Source organism: Micromonospora olivasterospora, from assembly GCF_007830265.1.
GTDB lineage: Bacteria > Actinomycetota > Actinomycetes > Mycobacteriales > Micromonosporaceae > Micromonospora > Micromonospora olivasterospora.
Window position 1 is genome coordinate 3,731,669 of the sequence record NZ_VLKE01000001.1, and the last position, 21,301, is coordinate 3,752,969.

Here is a 21,301-nt window from a genome sequence, read left to right on the forward strand (position 1 = left end):
TGTGGGCCGGGCGCTCGCTCCGCCTCCGCGTCGGCGGGCGGTCGCGGTCAAGTCGCGTTAACCTGTCCCACCAAGATCAGCATGGCGGTGGGTGCCCTCCGGCGGGGCCGTCGCCGGCGCGTCCGGCGGCGTCGGTCGGCGACCCGCCGCGACAAAAAGTCGGGCAACTCGCCGGGGAGGGCGTTACTCGTCCGGGGTCTGAATCGATATGGCAGGTTGCGAGGCCGGGCGGCCGGAGTGGTCGTCCGTGGCGTGTCGGGAGGGCGACTCCATTATCAAGTTCGGCTTGACGGCGCACGGATTACACACGTGTAATTTGAATGGGGTTGTTCGCGCGGAACGCAACAAATTCGGACCGGACGGACAAGCACGCCTTTCGCGTGGGGGGTTGCAGCGGCGACGACGCCGGTGCGCGACAAGGAGGCATCTTTAGATGGACGGCCAGCTTGAGGTGGCCGACCTGCTCGGAAACGCGCCGGAGTGGCAGGAGCAGGCACTCTGCTCCCAGACCGATCCGGAGGCGTTCTTCCCCGAGAAGGGCGGCTCGACCCGCGAGGCGAAGCGGATCTGCTCGCGTTGCGAGGTCAAGACCGAATGCCTGGAATACGCTCTCGGCCACGACGAGCGGTTCGGGATCTGGGGCGGGCTCTCGGAGCGGGAGCGGCGCAAGCTAAAGCGGCGGGCCGCCTGAGCGTTCCCCGGGCCGCGGCGGTGGGGGCCGCCCGGCCCGGGCAGCCGGCTTTCGGGCGGTGACCGGCCGTCCGGCCCAGGCGGTTGGGGGACCGCCGGGCACGCCGGCCTGGATCAACACGCCGGCCCCGAACGGGAGTGGCACGCCGGCCCGGCGGCCTCAGGCCAACTCGTCCGGGTCGACCCCGAGCAGGTTCGCCACCTGCTCGATGATCACGTCGTGGACCAGGTCGGCCAGGTCCTCCCGGTCCATGGCGCGGAACTCCAGCGGCCGTCGGTAGAGCACGATCCGCGGCGGCACCTCCTGCCGGCCGGGCCGCCCCGGAAGCAGCCGGGCGAGCGGCACCTCGCCGTCCTCCAGCACGTCGGAGTCGTACACGTTCAGGTCCGGTGGCACGTCCTCCACCGCGAACTCGACGCCGGCCAGTTCCTTGGCGAACCGCCGCTCCAGCGACTCGACGGTGTCCAGCACCAGGTCGTCGAAGACCTCGGCCTTGGTCCGGGCCAGCGGCACGGTCGCCGGGACCAGCCGTCCGCGCAGGCCCCGCCCGTGCCGGTCGCGGTGGGCGCGCCGGCCGGCGCCGGGGCGGCGGTGTTCCGGACTCGTCATGCAGCACAGGGTAGCCCCCGTCGCCGCCCGGCCAGCGGCTGTGCCGGTCGCGCGGCGCGCCGGCGCGGCGGGGCCGCCACCCTCCCGTCGGATGCTGCGAATTGTGATCTCCGCGATGGGCGTGTCGCAACGCGAACCGGTGCGCCGGACCCGGTATTGGAGATACCCTCCCGCCGTGAGGTCACCACGGCGCTGCTCCCGAAATGGCTGCCCCCGGCAAGCGGTCGCCACATTGACCTATGTCTACAACGAGTCGACGGCGGTCGTCGGGCCGCTCGCGGCCTTCGCCGAGCCGCACACGTACGACCTCTGCGAACCCCACGCCCGGAGCCTGACGGCCCCCCGGGGCTGGAACGTGGTGCGCCACGAGGGTGAGTTCGAGCCCCCGCCGCCCACCACCGACGACCTGGTCGCGCTCGCCGAGGCGGTTCGCGAGGCCGCCCGCCCCGCGCCCCCGCGCCCGCCGGACGACGAGGCCGTCCCGCAGCACCCCCAGACGGGCCGCCGGGGCCACCTGCGCGTCATCCCCCCGACCAACGAGACGCCGCAGGAGCGGGCGACGAAGGGTCAGTGGCTCAGGTAGCGGGCGAAGAGTGCGGCCCGGCGGGACGGGCGGCCGGTGCGCCGCTCCGCCCGGTCGGCGGAGCGTCGGCGGAGCGTCGGCGTCGGCGGAGCGTCGGCGTCGGCGGCGCCGGGCAGCGGCGGGCGCGGCGTCAGGCGCTCGTCCAGGCTGGACAGCCAGTACGACAGGTCCCGGTAGCGCATCGGCGGCCTGTCGCTACAGCCGGGCCCACGCCTCGGTGAGCACCGCGCGCAGGATCTGCTCCATCTCGTCGAACTGTTGCTGCTCGGCGATCAGCGGCGGGGCGAGCTGCACCACCGGGTCGCCCCGGTCGTCGGCCCGGCAGTACAGCCCGCCCTGGAACAGGGCCGTGGAGAGGAACCCGCGTAACAGCCGCTCGGACTCGGCCTCGTCGAACGTCTGCCGCGTCGTCTTGTCCTTGACCAGTTCGATGCCGTAGAAGTACCCGTCGCCCCGGACGTCGCCGACGATCGGCAGGTCGCGCAGCTTCTCCAGGGTGGACCGGAACGCGTCCTCGTTGGCGCGGACGTGCCCGAGCAGGTCCTCCCGGGCGAACACCTCCAGGTTGGCCAGGGCCACCGCGCAGGAGACCGGGTGGCCGCCGAAGGTCACCCCGTGGGCGAACATGCCCGTCTCGGTGAGGAACGGTTCGATCAGCCGGTCGCTGGCGATCATCGCGCCGAGCGGGGCGTACCCGGAGGTGATGCCCTTGGCGGTGGTGATGATGTCGGGCTGGTAGCCGTACCGGGTCGCGCCGAAGTACTCGCCGAGCCGGCCCCAGGAGCAGATCACCTCGTCGGAGACGAGCAGCACGTCGTACGCGTCGCAGATCTCGCGTACCCGCTCGAAGTAGCCCGGTGGCGGCGGGAAGCAGCCGCCGGAGTTCTGCACCGGCTCCAGGAACACCGCCGCGACGGTGTCCGGCCCCTCCCGCTCGATGGCGCGGCCGATCTCGTCGGCGGCCCAGCGGCCGAACGCCTCGGGCGAGTCGCCGTGTTCCGGGGCCCGGTAGAAGTTCGTGTTCGGCACCTTCACCGCGCCGGGCACCAGCGGCTCGAAGTCGGTCTTGATGCCCGGCAGCCCGGTGATCGACAGCGCCCCCATCGAGGTGCCGTGGTACGCGATGTACCGGCTGACCACCTTGAACTTGGTGGGCTTGCCGACGCGCTTGAAGTACGCCCGGGCCAGCTTCCACGCCGACTCGACGGCCTCCGAGCCGCCGGTGGTGAAGAAGACCCGGTTCAGGTCGCCCGGGGCCAACGACGCCACCTTCTCGGCCAGCTCGACGGCCTTCGGGTGGGCGTACGACCAGAGCGGGAAGTACGCCAGCTCGGCGCCCTGCTTGGCGGCCGCCTCGGCCAGTTCGGTGCGGCCGTGCCCGGCGTTGACGACGAAGAGCCCGGCGAGCCCGTCCAGGTAGCGCCGGCCCTGGGCGTCCCAGACGTACGCGCCCTCGCCGCGGACGATGGTCGGCACCTCGCCGCCGGAGTAGCTGGCCATCCGGGTGAAGTGCATCCAGAGGTGGTCGGTGGCGTTGGCCATGTCAGCCCCATCGGTCTCGGGCCGGTCAGGGGTGACACCGGCCGCTCTGCCCACGGTTATCGCACAGCAGTACGGGGAAAATCAAGTGCTATCGGTGGTGCTTGCCGCTTACGGCAACGGAATCAGCGAGTGCTTGCGTTTATGGCAACGGATTCCGCATCGATGGGCCTGCTCGTGGAGGCCCCGCCGTACGGCGCGTCGCGGCGGGGCGCAGGGGTGGCTGCGGACGCTCTGGAGCTGCCCCGTCTGTGCTACCGCCCCCGTCGGCCCGCCCCGGCGCGGCTGCGCCTCGCCTCCGGCCCCGGCGCGGCTGCGCCTCGCCTCCGGCCCCGGCGCGGCTGCGCCTCGCCTCCGGCCTGACCGCTGCCCGTTGGCCTGCATCGGCACGCGGTGCCGGCGGACTGTGCCCCGGTGGCCCGAGTCGGCGCCCGTCGGCGGCGAGCGGTCCCGATGCCCTGGAGCGGGCGTGCGCCGGTCCGGGCACCCGACGGTCGGCCCGGACACCGGGGTGCCACGTGGCACGGCTCGTCCCGGCTGGTAGCACAAACGGGGCAGCTCCACAGGGGGCGGAAAAGGTTTCCCTCTGCCGTCCGGACCCGCTGCCGCCCGGACCCGCTGCCGTCCGGACCCGCCGTCGCCGGAACCTGCCGCGAGCCGGCTTTGCCACAGGCGAGCGGCGGGGGCAACCGGGGCGCGGCGGGGGACATTGCCAGGGCCTTTCCCGACACCTTGCGCGCAGCTCGAACGCGCCCGAGAAATCCCGCCGCCACCTGCCCTTTCGGGGCCGCCACGAACACGAAGCGTCGCTATCGTGCCCACCACGAGCAGCCGCGACGGGAGGTCCGATGGCGACCGAGGCGCTGCGGGTGGCGATGGCCGCCAAGGGCGAGACGGCCGAGTCGCTGGCGCAGAAGGTCCACGTGGACCCGAAGACGGCGGGCCGGTGGGTGGCGTCGGGGCGGATCCCGCACGCCCGCACGCGGGCCGCGGTCGCCGCCGTGCTCGGCAAGGAGGCGGCCGAGCTGTGGCCCGAGCCGTACCGCCGCCGGGACCGGCCCTGGTTCCGGCCGTGGCCCGAGCTGGAGCAGGCCGCCATCTCGATCCGGTCGTACCAGTCGCTGCTCGTGCCGGGCCTGCTCCAGACCGAGGCGTACGCCCGGGCGGTGCTGGGCACCGGCGGCCTGGTGCCGCCGGCCGAGGTGGAGGAGATCGTGGCCGGCCGGCTCGGCCGGCAGGCGGTTCTGTCCACAGAGGCTCCGCCGCAGCTCGTCGCGGTGATCGACGAGGTGGTGCTGCGCCGGGTGGCCGGCGACCGGGCGGTGATGGCCGGCCAGCTCGCCCACCTCGCCACGCTGGTCGAGCTGGAGCACGTCCAGGTCCGGGTGATCCCCGCCGAGACCCCGTGGCACACCGGGCTCGCCGGGCCGTTCGTTCTCGCCCCCCGACGGGACGGAATTGGCGTATCTCGACAACCAGCTCCGCGGCGACATCGTGAGCGACCCGGTCGACATTGCTAACCTGGGGCGCAGGTGGGAGAGCGTCACCGGCGAGGCGCTGCCCCGCCGCCGGTCGATCGAGCTGATCAGGGAAGTAGCGAAAACATGGAGCTGACCGAGGCCCGCTGGCGCACCGCCACCCGCAGCAGCAACAACGGCGGTGACTGCGTCGAGGTGGCCGACAACCTGCCGGGCCGGGTGCTGGTGCGCGACAGCAAGGACCGCGACGGCGGCACCCTGCGCTTCGCCCCGGCCGCCTGGCGCGACTTCGTCGACCTCGCCCGCCGCCGGCCGCACGCCTGACCCGTTCCGAGGGTCGGCTCAGGCCGTGCCCCAGCTGTACGTCTGCTTGCGCAGCTTGAGGTAGACGAACGCCTCCGTGGAGAGCACGCCCTCGACGGCGCGCAGCCGTTGCAGGATCTCCAGCAGGTGCGCGTCGTTGCGGCAGACCACCTCCGCCAGCAGGTCGAACGAGCCGGCGGTGATCAACACATAGTCGACCTCATCGAACACCGCGAGCCGGTCGGCCACCGCCTCCAGGTCGCCGTCGGTACGCAGGCCGATCATTGCCTGCCGGGGGAAGCCGAGCTGGAGCGGATCGGTGACCGCGACGATCTGCATCACCCCGGCGTCGAGCAGTCGCTGCACCCGCTGGCGTACCGCCGCCTCGGACAGACCGACCGCCTTGCCGATCGTCGCGTACGGTCGCCGGCCGTCCTCCTGAAGCTGCTCGATGATCTGCTTGGCCACGTCGTCCAGCAGGGCGTGACTGGCACCCTCACGAACGGCGACGCGCCGCCCCCCGTTGCCGTTCTCCTGCTGCCGGATGCCCATCGCCGCTCCCGTTGTCCGATTCCACCCAGGGATCGCATTGCCCCCGCGCAGTCTGGCGTATTTCGTCGCGCATGGCTAACCCCGCAACGGAATCCCTTGTACGGCACGTCAGCGCATGTCAGGATCAGTCCTCCATCGCCTGAAGACCCTCCGCCGTCGGGCCACCCCCGTCCCGCCCGCCGACGACGAGCCCACAGGAGTCGTCACATGCGTAGTCCCCTCCGGCCTCTCACCCGGCGTGGTCTGCTCACCGGCACCCTCGGATCGGCCGCGATGCTCGCCACCGCAGGCGTGCTCGCCGGCTGCGGCACCAAGGGCGCCAAGCAGACCGAGGCCGGCTGCGTCAGCGAAGACCTCTCCGGCACGGAGAAGAAGCTCGCGTTCTCGAACTGGCCGCAGTACATGGACGTGGACGAGTCCGACGAGTCGAAGCGCCCGACGCTGGACGCGTTCGTCGCGAAGAGCGGCATCCAGGTGACGTACACCGAGGACATCAACGACAACAACGAGTTCTTCGGCAAGGTGCAGAACCAGCTCGCCGCCTGTCAGGGCACCGGCCGGGACATCGTGGTGCTGACCGACTGGATGGCCGCCCGGATGATCCGGCTCGGCTGGATCCAGAAGCTCGACCCGGCGAAGATCCCGAACGTGGCGGCCAACATGTTGCCGTCGCTGCTCGACCGCTCCTTCGACCCGGACAACCGGATCTCCATTCCGTGGCAGTCCGGCCTGGCCGGGCTCGCGTACAACGGCAGCGTCACCAAGGAGATCCGCACAGTCGACGAACTGCTGACCCGCCCCGACCTCAAGGGCAAGGTCACCGCGCTGTCCGAGATGCGCGACACGATGGGCCTGCTGCTCCAGTCGAACGGCCACGACCCGGCGAACTTCACCGCCGCCCAGTTCGACGACGCCCTCAACAAGCTCAAGAAGGCCGTCGACTCCGGCCAGATCCGCAAGTTCACCGGCAACGACTACGCCCCCGACCTGGCCAAGGGCGACATCGCCGCGTGCGTGTGCTGGTCCGGCGACGTCATCCAGCTCTCCGGCGAGAACGAGAAGATCCGGTTCGTCTCGCCGGACTCGGGCGTGATGCTGTTCAGCGACAACATGATGGTGCCGAACAAGGCCACCCACAAGGCGAACGCCGAGCAGCTGATCAACCACTACTACGAGCCGGCGGTGGCCGCGCAGCTCGCCGCGTACGTCAACTACATCTGCCCCGTGAAGGGCGCCCGGGCCGAGATGGAGAAGATCGACCCGGAGCTGGCCGCCAACCCGCTGATCTTCCCGGACGAGGCCATGCTGTCGCGGTCCAAGGTGTTCATGACCCTGGACGAGAAGCAGGAGCGCGAGTACGAGTCGAAGTTCCAGCAGGTCATCGGGGCGTGATCGAGATGGGCGACGAAGCTCCGGCCGGCGACCTGCGGCTGGTCGGCCTGACGAAGACGTTCGGGGTCTTCACCGCGGTCGACGACCTCAGCCTCACCATCCCGCAGGGCTCGTTCTTCGCCCTGCTCGGGGCGTCCGGCTGCGGCAAGACCACCACCCTGCGCATGATCGCCGGACTGGAACAGCCGACGCGCGGCCAGGTGCTGCTCGGCGACCGGGACATCGCCCGGCTACGCCCGTACAAGCGCCCCGTCAACACCGTCTTCCAGAGCTACGCGCTGTTCCCGCACCTCGACGTCCACGAGAACGTGGCGTTCGGGCTGCGCCGGCGCGGCATCCGCGAGGTCGACGACCAGGTGCGGCGGATGCTGTCGCTGGTGCAGCTCGACGGGTACGGCCGCCGCCGCCCCGCCCAGCTCTCCGGCGGACAGCAGCAGCGGGTGGCGCTGGCCCGCGCCCTGATCAACCATCCGCAGGTGCTCCTGCTCGACGAGCCGCTCGGCGCGCTCGACCTGAAGCTGCGCCGGCAGATGCAGATCGAGCTGAAGCGCATCCAGACCGAGGTCGGCATCACGTTCGTGCACGTCACCCACGATCAGGAGGAGGCCATGACCATGGCCGACACGGTCGCGGTGATGAACGCCGGGCGGATCGAGCAGCTCGGCGCCCCGGCCGACATCTACGAGTACCCGGCCAGCGCCTTCGTGGCGAACTTCCTCGGCCAGTCCAACCTGCTCGCCGCCGAGGCCGCCGGCCCCGCCGGGTCCGAGGTGCCGGTCACCGCCCACGGCGCGCGCTACTCCGTCCCCGCCGACCGCGCCCGCGCCGACCGGGGCGCGGTCTACCTGGGGGTACGCCCCGAGAAGCTGCACCTCGTCGAGTCCGTCGACCAGGTGCCCGGCGGACACCAGCACCTCACCGGGGTCGTCACGGACGCCTCGTACGTCGGGGTGAGCACCCAGTACCTGGTCCGCACCGGCTGGGGCAGCGAGGTCTCCGTGTTCGCGGCGAACAGCGGGCTCGGCGGGCGGCTCGCCGTCGGCGCGTCCGTGGTGGCGCACTGGGACCCCCGGCACGCCTTCCTGCTGGCCCGGGAGCCGGGCGCGGACGACAGCACGAGCCCCGTGCTGGACGAGCCGGTGGGTGCGTCGTCGTGACCGCCCTGGCTCACGTACCCACCACGGGGGGGCCACCGGCCGGGCCCCCGCCGCCGCCCCGGCCCGGGCGGCACCGGCTGCTGCCGTACCTGCTGTTGCTGCCCGGCGCGGCCTGGCTGTTCCTCTTCTTCGCCCTGCCGCTGCTCCAGCTCGCCGCCGCCAGCCTGTACGACCCTGCCGGCTCGCTGTCCACCGGGTACGCCATGACCTGGGCGTTCGACAACTACCCGGACGCGCTGCAGGCGTACTGGCCGCACTTCGTCCGCTCCTTCGGCTACGCCGCCACGGCGCTGGTGCTCGCCCTGCTGATGGGCTACCCCCTGGCGTACGCGATAGCGCAGAAGGCCGGCCGGTGGAAGAACCTGCTGCTGGTGGCGGTGGTCGCCCCGATGTTCACCAGCTTCCTGGTCCGCACCCTGGCCTGGAAGACGATCCTGTCCGACAACGGCTGGCTGGTCGGGCTGCTGCGCGACGTACACCTGCTCGGCCCGGACGGCCGACTGCTCGCCACCCCGGTCGCGGTGGTGCTCGGCCTGACGTACAACTTCCTGCCGTTCCTGGTGCTGCCGCTGTACGCGAGCCTGGAGCGGCTCGACCCCCGGCTGCTGGAGGCGGCGGCCGACCTGTACGCCAGCCCGGTGCAGGCGTTCCGCCGGGTCACCCTGCCGCTGTCGATGCCCGGCCTGATCGCCGGCACGCTGCTGTTCTTCATCCCGGCGACCGGCGACTACATCAACGCGGAGCTGCTCGGCACTCCCAACGAGTACATGGTCGGCAACGTCATCGACTCGGCGTTCCTGGTCCGGCTGGACTACCCGCAGGGCGCGGCGCTGTCGTTCCTGCTGATGGCGGCGATCCTCGCGGTGGTCTTCGCGTACCTGCGCCGGGCCGGCACGGAGGAGGTCCGGTGAGCGCGAGGAGTGCAGCGAAGCGGAGCCCCGCAGTCGCGAACGAAGGGCGGACGCTGTGAGGTTCTGGCGCTGGCTGGCCGACCGGTGGGTGATGGGCGTGGCCCTGCTGGTGCTCGGCTACCTGTCGCTGCCGATCCTCGTGGTGGCCGGCCTGTCGTTCAACCGCCCGTCGAGCCGCCTGTCGTACGACTTCAACGAGTTCACCCTCGACAACTGGCGGCGCCCCTGCGCGACCTCCGACATGTGCGCCGCGGTCGTGCGCAGCGTGCAGATCGGCTTCCTCGCCACCGTGGTCGCCACGGTCATCGGCACGCTGATGGCGTTCGCGCTGGCGCGGCACCGGTTCACCGGGCGGTCCGGGATCAACCTGCTGATCTTCCTGCCGATGGCCACGCCCGAACTGGTGATGGGCACCTCGCTGCTGGCCCTGTTCGTCGCGGCCGGCGTGCCGCAGGGTTTCTGGACCGTCGTCATCGCGCACGTCATGTTCTGCGTGTCGTTCGTCGTGGTGACGGTCAAGGCGCGGCTCGCCGGGATGGACCGGCGGCTGGAGGAGGCCGCCATGGACCTGTACGCCGGCCCGTGGCAGGCGTTCCGCCGGGTGACGCTGCCGCTGGTGCTGCCCGGCATCGTCGCCGCCGCGCTGCTCGCGTTCTCGCTCAGCTTCGACGACTTCATCATCACCAACTTCAACTCCGGCACCACCGTCACGTTCCCGATGTACGTCTGGGGTGCCGCCCAGCGGGGGATCCCGCCGCAGGTCAACGTCGTCGGCACGGCGATGTTCGGGATAGCCCTGCTGCTCGTCGGGCTCACCTCGCTGCGTGGCCGGCGGGCCCGCCGCGCCGACCTCCGGGCCGTCACCACGGCCGGCCGACGGGCACAGGGCCCGTCATGATCGTCCCGCATACCGGCCGGGCGCTCGCCGACGCGGCGCCCGTACCGTACCGCCTCCACCTCACCCGCTGGTCCTTCACCCGCTGGCCCGCACCCGCGCCGACGCGCGCGACGGCCGGCGCAACCTCTGGCTCCGTACGCTCGATCGTCTTGGTTTGGGGTTCGATTCCTGATGCGTATCCTGCTCGTCGGCGCCGGTGGCGTCGGCTCCGCCGCCGTATCCATCGCCGCCCGCCGAGCGTTCTTCGAGACCATGGTCGTGGCCGACGCCGACCCCGCCCGCGCCGGGCGGGCCGTCGCCGGGCACGGCGAACGCTTCGTGGCCGCGACCGTCGACGCGTCCTCGGCCGACGCGGTCGCCGCGCTGTGCCGGGCGCACCGGATCACCCACGTGCTCAACGCCGTCGACCCGCGCTTCGTCATGCCGGTCTTCGACGGGGCGTTCGCCGCCGGGGCGAACTACCTCGACATGGCCATGTCCCTGTCCCACCCGCACCCCGAGCGCCCCTACGAGGAGGCCGGCGTCAAGCTCGGCGACGACCAGTTCGCCGTGGCCGAGCAGTGGTCCGGGGCCGGCCGGCTCGCACTGCTCGGCATCGGCGTCGAGCCGGGCCTGTCCGACGTTTTCGCCCGGTACGCCGCCGACGAGCTGTTCGCCGAGATCGACGAGATCGGGGTACGCGACGGCGCGAACCTGACCGTCGACGGCTACGACTTCGCCCCGTCGTTCTCGATCTGGACGACCATCGAGGAGTGCCTGAACCCGCCGGTGATCTGGGAACGTGACCGGGGCTGGTTCACCACCGAGCCGTTCAGCGAGCCGGAGGTCTTCGACTTCCCGGCCGGCATCGGGCCGGTCGAGTGCGTCAACGTCGAGCACGAGGAGGTGCTGCTCATCCCGCGCTGGGTCGACGCCCGCCGGGTCACGTTCAAGTACGGCCTCGGCGCGGAGTTCATCGAGGTCCTGCGGATGCTGCACAAGCTCGGGCTGGACTCGACCGAGCCGGTCACCGTGCGCGGCGTGCGGATGTCCCCGCGCGACGTGGTGGCCGCCACCCTGCCGGACCCGGCCACCCTCGGCGAGCGGATGCACGGCAAGACCTGCGCCGGCACCTGGGTCCGCGGGCGGGCGAAGACCGGCGAGCCCCGGGAGGTCTACCTCTACCACGTCGTCGACAACGAGTGGTCGATGCGCGAGTACGGCCACCAGGCGGTGGTCTGGCAGACCGCCGTCAACCCGGTGGTCGCCCTGGAACTGCTCGCCACCGGCGCCTGGTCCGCCAGCGGCGTCATCGGCCCCGAGGCGCTGCCCCCGGTGCCCTTCCTGGACCTCCTAACCGAGTACGGCTCGCCCTGGGAGATGGAGGAGCGGTGACCCGTTACGGCCCCCATGTTCGGCCCCGACGCGGGAGGCCCCGGCTGGTCAGGCGAGCTGGGAGCGGATGAGGAAGCGGACGCCCTCCGGGGCTTCGAGGGAGAAGCCGCTGCCCCGACCGGGGACCACGTCGACCGTCAGGCGCGTGTGCTTCCACAGCTCCCACTGGGCGCCGGACATCCAGAACTCGACCGGCTCGGGGACGCCGTCGACGTCGAGCGACGCCAGCAGGACGTCGGAGCCGCCGGTGCGGAACTCCCCGGCCGGGTAGCACATCGGGGCGCTGCCGTCGCAGCAGCCGCCGGACTGGTGGAACATGAGCGGGCCGTGCTGCCCCCGCAGCGACCGGATCAGGTCGGCCGCCGCGGGGGTCAGGGTCACCGGGTCACCCATCAGAAGAAGCCCAGCTTCTTCGGGGAGTAGCTGACCAGCAGGTTCTTGGTCTGCTGGTAGTGCTCCAGCATCATCTTGTGGGTCTCCCGGCCGATGCCGGACTGCTTGTAGCCGCCGAACGCGGCGTGCGCCGGGTAGGCGTGGTAGCAGTTGGTCCAGATCCGGCCCGCCTGGATCGCCCGCCCGGCCCGGTACGCGGTGTTCATGTCCCGGGTCCAGACGCCGGCCCCGAGGCCGTACAGGGTGTCGTTGGCGATCTTGACGGCGTCGTCCAGATCGGCGAAGGAGGTCACCGAGACCACCGGGCCGAAGATCTCCTCCTGGAAGATCCGCATCGAGTTGTCGCCCTCGAAGACGGTCGGCTGCACGTAGTACCCGCCGGAGAGTTCGCCGCCCAGGTCGACCCGCTCGCCGCCGGTCAGCACCCTGGCGCCCTCCTGCCGGCCGATGTCCAGGTAGGACAGGATCTTCTCCAACTGGTCGTTCGACGCCTGCGCCCCGATCATCGTCTCGGTGTCGAGGGGGTGGCCCTGGCGCACCGCCTTCGTCCGCTCCACGGCCGCCGCGAGGAAGTCGGAGTAGTGGCCCTGCTGGATCAGCGCCCGCGACGGGCAGGTGCACACCTCGCCCTGGTTCAGAGCGAACATGGTGAAGCCCTCGAGGGCCTTGTCGAAGAAGTCGTCGCGGGCGGCGCTGACGTCGTCGAAGAAGATGTTCGGGCTCTTGCCGCCGAGTTCCAGCGTGACCGGCTTGATGTTCTCGCTGGCGTACTGCATGATCAGCCGCCCGGTGGTGGTCTCGCCGGTGAACGCCACCTTCGCCACCCGGGGCGAGGAGGCCAGCGGCTTGCCCGCCTCGACGCCGAAGCCGTTGACGACGTTGAGCACGCCCGGCGGGAGCAGGTCGGCGATGAGCGAGAGCAGGTAGTGGATCGAGGCCGGGGTCTGCTCGGCGGGCTTGAGCACCACCGTGTTGCCGGCCGCGAGGGCCGGGGCGAGCTTCCAGGTCGCCATGAGCAGCGGGAAGTTCCACGGGATGATCTGCCCGACCACCCCGAGCGGCTCGTGGAAGTGGTACGCCACGGTGTCGTCGTCGAGTTCGCCGAGGGAGCCCTCCTGGGCCCGGATCGCCCCGGCGAAGTAGCGGAAGTGGTCGATCGCGAGGGGGATGTCGGCGGCCAGCGTCTCCCGTACCGGCTTGCCGTTCTCCCAGGTCTCGGCGACCGCGAGGGATTCCAGGTTCTCCTGCATCCGGTCGGCGATCCTGTTGAGGATGACCGCCCGGTCGGCGACCGAGGTGCGACCCCAGGCGTCGGCCGCGCCGTGCGCGGCGTCGAGGGCCTTCTCGACGTCCTCGGCGGTGCCCCGGGCCACCTCGCAGAAGGTCTGCCCGGTCACCGGGCTGGGGTTCTCGAAGTACCGGCCGCCGTGCGGCTTCACGTACTCGCCGCCGATGAAGTGGTCGTAGCGGGACTGCCAGTGGGTGGGGGCGTCGTAGCGCGCCATGGGTACCTCCGCCGTCCGTTGCTGGTGGATGGCGGGGACGTTAGTTTCAGCGACGTTGCAGGGACGTTGCGCGCGGCAGGTCGTACTCCTCGGCGAGCTGCCGGGCCCGCGCGACGGCGAGCGGCCGGCGGGGCGCGCCCGGCGGCAGCGCCCGCGCCAGGGCCTGCCAGGCGGTGAGATCGTCGGCGCCGGCGGGCGTCGCGGTCCAGGCCGCGAGCAGCGCCGGGTCCGCGCCGGCCAGCACGGCCGCGCGGAGCTGCCCGTCGACCAGCCGGCGCAGGCGTGCCACTCCCGGCGCGTCCGACCCGGGCAGCAACGGCCCGGGGTACGCCCGCAGCGCCCCCGCCGGATCACCGCGTTCCAGCAGCTCCGTGACGGTGTGGAAGTCCGCCCGCACGGTCGGCCGCAGCCGGTACGGGCGGGAGTCGAGCAGCTCCTCGCCGAGCGCCCGGCGCAGCCGGGACAGTTCGGCGCGCAGGGTGACCGGGTGCAGCCGGTCGTCGCCGTAGAGGTCGAGGCCGAGTTGTTCGCCGGTGCGCCCCTCGGGGTGGTCGACCAGCAGCACCAGCAGCTCGCTGTGCCGCCGGCCGAGCCGGATGCGCCGGCCGCCCACGCGCAGCTCCGCCTCGTCGCGGCCGAGCGCGGCGACGTGCACCACGTCGGGTTCGGCCGGTGCGGCGCTGGCCAGGAACGCCTCGGCGGCCCGGGCGGTGGCCCGGACCAGGGCGAGGCTCTGCGGGTTGGCCAGGTGGTCGCCGCCGGTGATGTCGACCGCGCCGAGCAGCCGGCCGGTGGCCGGGTCGTGGATCGGGGCGGCGGCGCAGGTCCAGCGCTGTACCGGCCGGACGAAGTGCTCGGTTGCGAAGATCTGCACGCCGTGGTCGACGGCGAGGGCGGTGCCGGGGGCGTTGGTGCCGGCGTGGGTCTCGTCCCAGCGGGCGCCGGGCACGAAGTTCATCCGCTCGGCGTGCCGGAGCACCCCCGGATGGCCCTCCACCCAGAGCAGCCGCCCGTCCGCGTCGCAGACCGCCATCAGGTGCGCGCCGTCGAGGGCGATGCCGCCGAGCAGGTCGCGGAAGAGCGGCAGCACCCGCGCGAGGGGGTGCGCCGCCCGGTAGCTCTCCAGCGCGTCGTCGGTGAGGTCGACCGGGGCGGTGGCCTCCGGGTCGAGTAATGCGGACCGCTCCCAGGACCGCCGGACCACCTCGCGGACGCGCTCCGGCGCCCTACCGCGGGCGAGGAACGCCTCGTGAGCAGCACCGACCAGCGCGATCCGCTCCGCCGGATCGGCACCGAATTCCAGGGCGAGCCACGGGTCAGCCACCAGACCTCCTCCCGCCCATGGTGACCCACCTCACCCCGATCCGCCAAGCCACTCCGCCCGCCGCCGGGCGGCGGGCGGCGCACCATGGATGGCCCGGGGGATGGCATTCATGGTGCGCCACGAACTCGGGTTGACCGGGGGGTCAGCCGAACGCCGCGTCCAGGATCTCCAGGCCCCGGGACAGCTCGCCGTCGGAGATGACCAGCGGGGGCAGGAAGCGCAGCACGTTCCCGTACGTGCCGCAGGTCAGGGTGAGCAGACCGGCGGCGTGGCAGACCGCCGAGATCGCCGCCGTGGCGGCCGGGTCCGGGACGAGGGTGCCCGGCTGCACCAGCTCCACGGCTTGCATCGCGCCCCGGCCGCGTACCTCGGCGACGCGCGGGTCGCGGGCGGCGATCGCGCGCAGCCGGGGCTGCATCGTCGCCCCGATCCGGCGGGCGGCGGCGGCCAGGTCCAGCTCGTGCATGGTCTCGATCGCGGCCAGCGCCGCCGCGCAGGCGACCGGGTTGCCGCCGTACGTGCCGCCGAGGCCGCCCACGTGCACGGCGTCCATCAGCTCCGCCCGGCCCGTCACGGCGGCCAGCGGCAGGCCGCCCGCGATGCCCTTCGCCAGGGTGACCAGGTCCGGCACCACGCCCTCGTGCTCGCAGGCGAACCAGTCCCCGGTCCGGCAGAACCCCGTCTGGATCTCGTCGGCGACGAAGACCACCCCGGCCGCCGTCGCCCACTCGCGCAGCGCCGGCAGGAACCCCTCGGCCGGTACGACGAAGCCGCCCTCGCCCTGGATCGGCTCGATCAGCAGCGCGGCGACGTTCTCCGCCCCGACCTGCTTCTCGACCGTCTCGATGGCCCGCGCCGCCGCCTCCGGCCCGGACAGGCCGCCGTCGCGCAGCGGGTACGACATAGGCACCCGGTAGACCTCCCCGGCGAACGGCCCGAACCGGTGCTTGTACGGCATGTTCTTCGCCGTCAGCGCCATGGTCAGGTTGGTCCGGCCGTGGTACGCGTGGTCGAACACCACCACCGCCGGCCGTCCCGTCGCGTGCCGGGCGATCTTCACGGCGTTCTCCACCGCCTCGGCGCCCGAGTTGAACAGCGCCGAGCGCTTCTCGAAGCCCCCCGGCGTCAGCGCGTTGAGCTGCTCGCACACCGCCACGTACGACTCGTACGGGGCGACCATGAAGCAGGTGTGGGTGAAGCGCTCGACCTGGGCGCGTACCGCCTCGACGACGCGCGGCGCGGAGTTGCCCACGTTGGTGACGGCGATGCCGGCGGCGAAGTCGATCCACTCCCGCCCGTCGACGTCGGTGAGGGTCCCGCCACCGGCCCGGTCCACGTACGCGGACACCACGCTGCCGACCCCGCGCGCGACGGCCGCGCCCCGCCGCTTGTGCAGCTCCTCCGAATTCATGGGGCTGTGCCTTCTTTCGTTCGAGACTGCGGGGCTCGCAGAAGCGGCTCACTCCTCGCGCTCACACGTCAGCCCTCGATGTTGTGCATGACGTGCTTGATCCGGGTGTAGTCCTCCAGGCTGTAGACCGAGAGATCCTTGCCGTGCCCGGAGTGCTTGAATCCGCCGTGCGGCATCTCGGCGACGAGCGGAATGTGGGTGTTCACCCAGACGCAGCCGAAGTCCAGCCGACGGGTCATCCGCATCGCCCGGCCGTGGTCGCGCGTCCACACCGAGGCGGACAGGCCGTAGTCGACGCCGTTGGCCCAGCGCACCGCCTCGTCCTCGTCGGAGAAGCGCTGCACCGTGATGACCGGGCCGAACACCTCGTCCTGGACGATCTCGTCGCCCTGCCGGACGCCCGAGACCACCGTCGGGGCGTAGAAGTAGCCGCGCCCGCCGAGCCGCGAGCCGCCCGTGTGGACCTGGGCGTGCTCGCCGAGCCGGTCGACGAAGCCGCTGACCCGGGCGAGCTGCTTGGCGTTGTTCAGCGGGCCGTACAGCACGTCCTCGTCGTCCGGGGCGCCCGTCCGCGTGGTGCGGGCCTGCTCGGCGAGCGCGGCCACGAAGTCGTCGTGCACGCCGGGGCCGACGAGCACCCGGGTCGCCGCCGTGCAGTCCTGGCCGGCGTTGAAGTAGCCGCCCACCGCGATGGCCTCGGCCGCCGCCGCCACGTCCGCGTCGTCGAAGACCACCACCGGGGCCTTGCCGCCCAGTTCCAGGTGGGTCCGCTTGAGGTCCGGCGCGGCGGCGGAGGCGACCTCCATGCCCGCGCGGGTCGAGCCGGTGATCGACACCAGCTGCGGGGTCGGGTGCGCCACGAGGGTACGCCCGGTGTCCCGGTCACCGCAGACCACGTTGAACACCCCCGGCGGGAGGAACTCCGCGGCGATCTCGGCCAGCAGCAGCGTCGACACCGGCGTGGTGTCCGACGGCTTGAGCACCACCGTGTTGCCCGCCGCGAGCGCCGGGGCGATCTTCCAGACCGCCATCATCAGCGGGTAGTTCCACGGGGTGACCTGGGCGCAGACGCCGATCGGCTCCCGCCGCACGTACGAGGTGTGCCCCGTCAGGTACTCGCCGGCCGAGCGTCCCTCCAGCAGCCGGGCCGCGCCGGCGAAGAAGCGGAACTGGTCCACCGCCGGCGGCAGCTCCTCCTCGGTCGTGAGCTGGCGCGGCTTGCCCGTGTTGCGTACCTCGGCGTCGACCAGTTCGGCCGCCCGGGCCTCGACCGCGTCGGCGATCCGCAGCAGCGCCTTCTGCCGCTCGCCCGGCGTGGTGTCCCGCCAGGTCTCGAACGCGGCGGCCGCCGCCCGCATGGCCGCGTCCACGTCCGCCGCCCCGGAGACCGGCGCCTGGGCGAACACCTCGCCCGTGCACGGATCGAGCAGGTCGGCGTACCCGCCGTCCACCGGGTCGACGTAGTCGCCGTTGACGAAGTTGCGCAGCTGCTGCTGGTCGCTCATCAGATGTCTCCGTGGATGGCCGGGGGTGTGGTCTGCGGAGGTTATCGGAATCTGACTGCCATCTTCGCTACCGAATTCGCGGCAGACAAGGCCTTGAGCGACCGTTTCCGTGCGGAGGTGCGTCGTCTACGCTGCCGAGGTGTGGAGCCGAGAGCCTTCTTCGTCGCCGGCCGCCCCGCACACGGCGAGGGTGAGCTGACCGTCACCCATCCGTACGACGGCCGGGCGGTGGGGCGTACCACCCTCGCCACGGCCGACCAGGTCGAAGCCGCGGTCGCGGCGGCGGCCGGCGTGGCCGACCAGGCCGCGGCCCTGCCCGCGCACGCCCGCGCGGCGGCCATGGACCAGGTGTCCCGGCGGCTCGCCGAGCGGGCCGAGGAGGTGGCGCGGCTGATCACCGCCGAGAACGGCAAGCCGGTCAAGTGGGCGCGCGCCGAGGTGGGGCGGGCGGTGTCCACGTTCCGCTGGGCGGCGGAGGAGGCCCGGCGGTTCTCCGGCGAGCTGCAGCGCCTTGACACCGATCCGGCGGCGACCGGGCGGATCGCGGTCGTGCGGCGGGCGCCCCGCGGCCCCGTGCTGGGGATCGCGCCGTTCAACTTCCCGCTGAACCTGGTCGCGCACAAGGTCGCCCCGGCGATCGCGGTCGGCGCCCCGATCGTCGTGAAGCCGGCCCCGGCGACGCCCCTGTCGGCGCTGCTGCTCGGCGAGATCCTGGCCGAGACCGACCTGCCCGAGGGCATGTTCTCGGTGCTGCCGCTGCCCAACGAGCGGGCCGCCGAGCTGGTCGCCGACCCCCGGCTGCCCGTGGTGTCGTTCACCGGCTCCGGGCCGGTCGGCGCGGCCATCCGCCGGTCGGTGCCCGAGAAACACGTCACGCTGGAGCTGGGCGGCAACGCGGCGGCGGTGATCTGCGAGGACTGGGCGTCCAACGAGGACCTCACGTTCGCGGCGCACCGGATCGCGACGTTCTCCAACTACCAGGCCGGGCAGTCGTGCATCGCGGTCCAGCGCGTGTACGTGCACGAGTGGCTGTACGACGGGTTCCTGCCCCGGCTGGTCGCGTCCGTGCAGGCGCTGCGCGGCGGCGACCCGTCCGACGAGCACACCGACGTCGGGCCGCTGGTTTCCGTCGAGGCCGCCGAGCGCGTCGAGGCGTGGGTCGACGAGGCGGCGGCGGCCGGGGCCACGATCGAGGTCGGCGGGCGGCGCGACGGCGCGACCTACCCGCCGACCGTACTGAGCGGAGTGCCCGCCGACGCCAAGGTCTGCGCCGAGGAGGTGTTCGGGCCGGTACTGGTGGTCGCCCCCGTCGAGAGCGACAGGGCCGCCTTCGCCGCCGTCAACGACTCGGCGTACGGGCTGCAGGCCGGCGTGTTCACCCACCGGCTGGACGTGGCGTTCGCCGCCCACCGGGCGCTGCAGGTCGGCGGAGTGATCATCGGGGACGTGCCGTCGTACCGGGCCGACCAGATGCCGTACGGGGGCGTGAAGGGCAGCGGCGTCGGGCGCGAGGGCCTGCGCAGCGCCATGGACGACTACACCGAGCCGCGGGTCATGGTCCTCACCGGCCTGGAGCTCTGACCGCGGGACTCACCAGGTGCCGTCGTCGCGTACGCGGGGCGGGGCCAGGCCGAGCAGCAGGGTGGTCAGGGCGGCGTCGATGTCCTCACCGAGAAACCACTCGCCGGCCTGGTCCAGCGCGAACACCCGCCCTTGCTCGTCCACGGCGAAGATGCTATCGCCGTCCTCTGCGCCGATCGGGAACAGGCGCGTGTTGATGACTGCGCCGAAGTCGGCCAACGTGTCGGCGGAGTGTGCAGCCCAGGTGGGGTTGGTGTGGAAGCGGCTGATCCAAACCAGGCGGCCCGGTCCTCGCCGGACGGGTCGGATGGCAGGAAATGCCGTGAGCGCGGCCTCCGCGGCAGCGAATGGCTGGTGCCGATGTAGGCGGCCAGTCACCTGGCAGGTGTCCTCGATGGCGCCCGCTGCCATCGCCGCATTGAACATCGTGTCTTCCCAGCCGCCGGCCATTAGTGCATGGCCCACCTCCTCTGGAAACCGGCCACGATGGATTGGCGGCTGCGGCTCCGGACGCGACTCCAGTGTGTACGCCAGATCCGACCAGTCAAGGGTGTGAAAATTGACGAGGAAGTTCACGCAGGAGTCGCAGGGGCGCTCGGCCAGGCCGCCCGCCGGGTCGCCCGGCTCGCGTACGCGGTAAACCTCCAGGTGCGAGGTCTCGAAGAGGACCCGCGCGTCGTCCAGCGTCAGCGGCGGCTGGCCGTCGGTCACCCGGCGGTGGTCGTACGCGTGCAGCACGTCCGACACTACGATCACCTCCGCGTGCCGGTCCCCGCCGCGCGCCAGGCGGCCCGGGGGCAGCGTGTCGAGGTAGGCGCGGACCAGCGGGTGATGCCGCAGCTCGACGTCCCCCTTCGCGCCCCGGCCCACGTACACGCGGCCTTCGACTGTCAGGTGGGCGGCGACGCCGGGCGTGGGCAGCCGGCGTACCTCGCGGAGCAACTGGCTCGCCGGGTCCACCGTGCGCGGCACGGGCTGCGCCGGACGGCTGCGCCGGTACATCTCGCGCACCGCCGGGAACGGCAGCCGCGGCCAGCTGGAGACCTCGCCGGTCTCCTTGTCCACCACCACGGTGGGCAGATCGCCGGGCGGCACGGCGGCCGCGGCGGCCACAGTGGATGTGATCAGGTACCCCAGGTCGAACTCCTCGACCAGCGGGACGCACTCGTGCCCGAGGCGCTGCGAGTCCCGCTGGGCCCAGACGGTGGCGAGCTGTTCGGCCTGGCGACGATCGATCACCCGCCTGAAGTTACCGGACCCCACGGAATCCGTGGCGCCGGGTATGGTCTGCCGTACTGACGGTGACGGGAGGGTGGCGTGGTCGAGAGGGCGGACCGGGATGCCAACCGGGCGCTGCGGGCCCGGTTCGACGAGGTGTTCGGGCAGTATCGACAGCTGCGCTCCGGACTGGACGAACTCCAGACCCGGCTCGCACAGTTGCGCGTCACCGAACGCTCTGACGACGGGCAGGTCACCGCCGTGGTGGGTGCCCGCGGCGAACTCATCTCGGTCGACGTCGAGCCGTCGGTCTTCCAGGAACGGGACGCCAAGGCGCTGAGCCGGAAAATCACGTCCACTGTGCACCGGGCCACCGCCGCCGCCGTCGCGGCCACCCAGGAGCTTGTCGCGGGCTATCTGCCAGCCGGGTCGGGCTCGGCGGAGTTCCTGCGCACCGGAGACTTCGGCGCCCTGCTGGGGCGGGCCGACGCCGTCATGCGGCGCGGGGAGTGACGCCATGAGCGAGGGGCAGCTCTGGCTCGATCCGGGCCGCGCCCGGCGAGGCGGCGCCGACCTGAGCCTGGCCGGCGAGGCGCTCACGGCCCGGCACGGCCAGGTGGGCGGCGCGATCGCGGCGGCCAGCGCGGCCCGGCCGTGGGGTCGGGACGACATCGGTGCCTCGTTCGAGAAGCAGTACCGCGGGTTCGAGGAGACGCTGCTGCGGGCCTGGTCGGGCGTCGGCCGGGCGATCGAGAGCCTGGGGGCGGACGTGGTGCGGTCGGTGGACAACGCCGTGCAGGCGGACGCGCGGAGCGCCGGACGGCTCGGCCGGGTCACCGACGAGCGGCCCGCCGGGCGCTGACGACCGCCGAGGACG

General features: G+C 72.4%; 21 protein-coding genes and 1 pseudogene. 12 read left to right on the forward strand and 10 right to left on the reverse strand.

Annotated features, from left to right (window positions below; translation table 11 throughout):
- Positions 1 to 433 precede the first annotated feature (433 nt).
- On the forward strand, positions 434 to 691 hold the full coding sequence (locus JD77_RS17075) for a WhiB family transcriptional regulator (protein ID WP_007074725.1): 258 nt from the start codon (positions 434 to 436) through the stop codon (positions 689 to 691).
- Between the two features lie 159 nt (positions 692 to 850).
- On the opposite strand, the gene JD77_RS17080 is transcribed toward JD77_RS17075, so the two are convergent.
- Positions 851 to 1,300 (reverse strand): metallopeptidase family protein, encoded by a 450-nt coding sequence (locus JD77_RS17080; RefSeq protein ID WP_145775288.1) that lies wholly within the window; start codon positions 1,298 to 1,300, stop codon positions 851 to 853.
- A 175-nt stretch (positions 1,301 to 1,475) separates the two neighbouring features.
- Between JD77_RS17080 and JD77_RS17085 the strand changes: the two genes are divergently transcribed.
- Positions 1,476 to 1,883, forward strand: a complete 408-nt coding sequence (locus JD77_RS17085) for a DUF3499 domain-containing protein (protein WP_145775289.1) — start codon at positions 1,476 to 1,478, stop codon at positions 1,881 to 1,883.
- Here the strand turns inward: JD77_RS17085 and JD77_RS17090 are convergent.
- Positions 1,868 to 2,065 carry a hypothetical protein gene (locus tag JD77_RS17090; RefSeq protein ID WP_145775290.1) on the reverse strand — a complete coding sequence of 66 codons (198 nt, stop codon included), beginning with the start codon at positions 2,063 to 2,065 and terminating at the stop codon, positions 1,868 to 1,870. The genes JD77_RS17085 and JD77_RS17090 overlap by 16 nt on opposite strands.
- A gap of 13 nt (positions 2,066 to 2,078) precedes the next feature.
- Positions 2,079 to 3,425 carry an aspartate aminotransferase family protein gene (locus JD77_RS17095; protein WP_145775291.1) on the reverse strand — a complete coding sequence of 449 codons (1,347 nt, stop codon included), beginning with the start codon at positions 3,423 to 3,425 and terminating at the stop codon, positions 2,079 to 2,081.
- An 872-nt stretch (positions 3,426 to 4,297) separates the two neighbouring features.
- Between JD77_RS17095 and JD77_RS17100 the strand changes: the two are divergent.
- Positions 4,298 to 5,036: pseudogene (locus JD77_RS17100) on the forward strand (DUF5753 domain-containing protein).
- Positions 5,027 to 5,224 carry a DUF397 domain-containing protein gene (locus JD77_RS17105; protein WP_145775293.1) on the forward strand — a complete coding sequence of 66 codons (198 nt, stop codon included), beginning with the start codon at positions 5,027 to 5,029 and terminating at the stop codon, positions 5,222 to 5,224. The pseudogene JD77_RS17100 and the gene JD77_RS17105 overlap by 10 nt, the downstream one beginning before the upstream one ends.
- Positions 5,225 to 5,242: 18 nt before the next feature.
- Here JD77_RS17105 and JD77_RS17110 read toward each other — a convergent pair whose 3' ends face one another.
- Positions 5,243 to 5,755 (reverse strand): Lrp/AsnC family transcriptional regulator, encoded by a 513-nt coding sequence (locus JD77_RS17110; protein WP_145775294.1) that lies wholly within the window; start codon positions 5,753 to 5,755, stop codon positions 5,243 to 5,245.
- 207 nt (positions 5,756 to 5,962) lie between these two features.
- Between JD77_RS17110 and JD77_RS17115 the strand changes: the two genes are divergently transcribed.
- From JD77_RS17115 to JD77_RS17140, 5 genes are all read left to right on the forward strand, one after another.
- Complete coding sequence (locus JD77_RS17115) at positions 5,963 to 7,147, forward strand: ABC transporter substrate-binding protein (protein ID WP_145775295.1); 1,185 nt, start codon at positions 5,963 to 5,965, stop codon at positions 7,145 to 7,147.
- Positions 7,148 to 7,152: 5 nt separating this feature from the next.
- Positions 7,153 to 8,304, forward strand: a complete 1,152-nt coding sequence (locus JD77_RS17120; protein ID WP_145775296.1) for an ABC transporter ATP-binding protein — start codon at positions 7,153 to 7,155, stop codon at positions 8,302 to 8,304.
- Positions 8,301 to 9,215: an ABC transporter permease gene (locus JD77_RS17125; RefSeq protein WP_145775297.1), complete on the forward strand. Its 915-nt coding sequence runs from the start codon at positions 8,301 to 8,303 to the stop codon at positions 9,213 to 9,215. The genes JD77_RS17120 and JD77_RS17125 overlap by 4 nt, the downstream gene beginning before the upstream one ends.
- Positions 9,216 to 9,270: 55 nt before the next feature.
- Entirely contained in the window at positions 9,271 to 10,113 is an 843-nt protein-coding gene (locus tag JD77_RS17130; RefSeq protein ID WP_246140719.1) for an ABC transporter permease, read from the forward strand.
- 171 nt (positions 10,114 to 10,284) lie between these two features.
- Positions 10,285 to 11,487 carry a saccharopine dehydrogenase family protein gene (locus JD77_RS17140; protein WP_145775299.1) on the forward strand — a complete coding sequence of 401 codons (1,203 nt, stop codon included), beginning with the start codon at positions 10,285 to 10,287 and terminating at the stop codon, positions 11,485 to 11,487.
- Positions 11,488 to 11,535: 48 nt separating this feature from the next.
- Here the strand turns inward: JD77_RS17140 and JD77_RS17145 are convergent, their stop codons facing one another.
- From JD77_RS17145 to JD77_RS17165, 5 genes are all read right to left on the reverse strand, one after another.
- On the reverse strand, positions 11,536 to 11,880 hold the full coding sequence (locus tag JD77_RS17145; protein WP_145775300.1) for a DUF779 domain-containing protein: 345 nt from the start codon (positions 11,878 to 11,880) through the stop codon (positions 11,536 to 11,538).
- Positions 11,880 to 13,385 (reverse strand): aldehyde dehydrogenase, encoded by a 1,506-nt coding sequence (adh, locus tag JD77_RS17150; RefSeq protein ID WP_145775301.1) that lies wholly within the window; start codon positions 13,383 to 13,385, stop codon positions 11,880 to 11,882. Before adh ends, JD77_RS17145 begins: the two co-directional genes overlap by 1 nt.
- A gap of 46 nt (positions 13,386 to 13,431) precedes the next feature.
- Positions 13,432 to 14,709 (reverse strand): GAF domain-containing protein, encoded by a 1,278-nt coding sequence (locus tag JD77_RS17155; RefSeq protein WP_145775302.1) that lies wholly within the window; start codon positions 14,707 to 14,709, stop codon positions 13,432 to 13,434.
- A gap of 142 nt (positions 14,710 to 14,851) precedes the next feature.
- On the reverse strand, positions 14,852 to 16,120 hold the full coding sequence (gabT, locus tag JD77_RS17160) for a 4-aminobutyrate--2-oxoglutarate transaminase (protein ID WP_145775303.1): 1,269 nt from the start codon (positions 16,118 to 16,120) through the stop codon (positions 14,852 to 14,854).
- 68 nt (positions 16,121 to 16,188) lie between these two features.
- Positions 16,189 to 17,625, reverse strand: coding sequence for a gamma-aminobutyraldehyde dehydrogenase (locus JD77_RS17165; RefSeq protein ID WP_145775304.1), 1,437 nt, complete (start codon positions 17,623 to 17,625; stop codon positions 16,189 to 16,191).
- A 141-nt stretch (positions 17,626 to 17,766) separates the two neighbouring features.
- On the opposite strand from JD77_RS17165, the gene JD77_RS17170 reads away from it, so the two are divergent.
- Positions 17,767 to 19,206, forward strand: a complete 1,440-nt coding sequence (locus tag JD77_RS17170; RefSeq protein WP_145775305.1) for an aldehyde dehydrogenase family protein — start codon at positions 17,767 to 17,769, stop codon at positions 19,204 to 19,206.
- A gap of 9 nt (positions 19,207 to 19,215) precedes the next feature.
- Here JD77_RS17170 and JD77_RS17175 read toward each other — a convergent pair whose 3' ends face one another.
- The gene (locus tag JD77_RS17175) at positions 19,216 to 20,445 is read right to left on the reverse strand and encodes an SUKH-3 domain-containing protein (protein WP_145775306.1); all 1,230 of its coding nucleotides are present in this window, start codon (positions 20,443 to 20,445) and stop codon (positions 19,216 to 19,218) included.
- Positions 20,446 to 20,523: 78 nt separating this feature from the next.
- Between JD77_RS17175 and JD77_RS17180 the strand changes: the two genes are divergently transcribed.
- Positions 20,524 to 20,937: a YbaB/EbfC family nucleoid-associated protein gene (locus JD77_RS17180; protein WP_145775307.1), complete on the forward strand. Its 414-nt coding sequence runs from the start codon at positions 20,524 to 20,526 to the stop codon at positions 20,935 to 20,937.
- A gap of 4 nt (positions 20,938 to 20,941) precedes the next feature.
- Positions 20,942 to 21,286, forward strand: coding sequence for a hypothetical protein (locus JD77_RS17185; protein ID WP_145775308.1), 345 nt, complete (start codon positions 20,942 to 20,944; stop codon positions 21,284 to 21,286).
- Positions 21,287 to 21,301 lie beyond the last annotated feature (15 nt).

Coding starts and splice junctions, on each gene's coding strand:
- JD77_RS17075 (WP_007074725.1), top strand. CDS start 434: ATGGACGGCCAGCTTGAGGTGGCCGACCTGCTCGGAAACGCGCCGGAG.
- JD77_RS17080 (WP_145775288.1), bottom strand. CDS start 1,300: ATGACGAGTCCGGAACACCGCCGCCCCGGCGCCGGCCGGCGCGCCCAC.
- JD77_RS17090 (WP_145775290.1), bottom strand. CDS start 2,065: ATGCGCTACCGGGACCTGTCGTACTGGCTGTCCAGCCTGGACGAGCGC.
- JD77_RS17095 (WP_145775291.1), bottom strand. CDS start 3,425: ATGGCCAACGCCACCGACCACCTCTGGATGCACTTCACCCGGATGGCC.
- JD77_RS17105 (WP_145775293.1), top strand. CDS start 5,027: ATGGAGCTGACCGAGGCCCGCTGGCGCACCGCCACCCGCAGCAGCAAC.
- JD77_RS17110 (WP_145775294.1), bottom strand. CDS start 5,755: ATGGGCATCCGGCAGCAGGAGAACGGCAACGGGGGGCGGCGCGTCGCC.
- JD77_RS17115 (WP_145775295.1), top strand. CDS start 5,963: ATGCGTAGTCCCCTCCGGCCTCTCACCCGGCGTGGTCTGCTCACCGGC.
- JD77_RS17120 (WP_145775296.1), top strand. CDS start 7,153: ATGGGCGACGAAGCTCCGGCCGGCGACCTGCGGCTGGTCGGCCTGACG.
- JD77_RS17140 (WP_145775299.1), top strand. CDS start 10,285: ATGCGTATCCTGCTCGTCGGCGCCGGTGGCGTCGGCTCCGCCGCCGTA.
- JD77_RS17145 (WP_145775300.1), bottom strand. CDS start 11,880: ATGGGTGACCCGGTGACCCTGACCCCCGCGGCGGCCGACCTGATCCGG.
- adh (WP_145775301.1), bottom strand. CDS start 13,385: ATGGCGCGCTACGACGCCCCCACCCACTGGCAGTCCCGCTACGACCAC.
- gabT (WP_145775303.1), bottom strand. CDS start 16,120: ATGAATTCGGAGGAGCTGCACAAGCGGCGGGGCGCGGCCGTCGCGCGC.
- JD77_RS17165 (WP_145775304.1), bottom strand. CDS start 17,625: ATGAGCGACCAGCAGCAGCTGCGCAACTTCGTCAACGGCGACTACGTC.
- JD77_RS17185 (WP_145775308.1), top strand. CDS start 20,942: ATGAGCGAGGGGCAGCTCTGGCTCGATCCGGGCCGCGCCCGGCGAGGC.